The organism is Nocardioides abyssi (assembly GCF_030412915.1).
Lineage (GTDB): Bacteria > Actinomycetota > Actinomycetes > Propionibacteriales > Nocardioidaceae > Nocardioides > Nocardioides abyssi.
The window spans coordinates 1-212 of record NZ_JAUHJR010000314.1; the positions used below are offsets into that span (position 1 = coordinate 1).

1 protein-coding gene is annotated in these 212 nt (G+C 82.5%); it reads left to right on the forward strand.

The genetic code is table 11. The features are described 5' to 3' along the window. A partial coding sequence (locus tag QWY29_RS20855) for a hypothetical protein (RefSeq protein WP_300963115.1) occupies window positions 1-212 on the forward strand: 212 nt, incomplete at both ends.

Here is a 212-nt window from a genome sequence, read left to right on the forward strand (position 1 = left end):
AGCCCGCGCAGCACCGCCCGGACCTCGAGCCCCGCGCTTCCCGGCGACGTCGCGCCGGCGCTGCGGTCGGCCGTGCTCGCCGTGGCCGCCCGGCTCGACGCGCCGGCCGCCCGCACCACGCGCGTGGTCGGTCACGAGGGGTCCGCGACGCTCGTGCTGGCGCGGCTGCTCGTCGACGGCGCGGTCCTCGCAGGCGCGGCGCGGGGGGACCC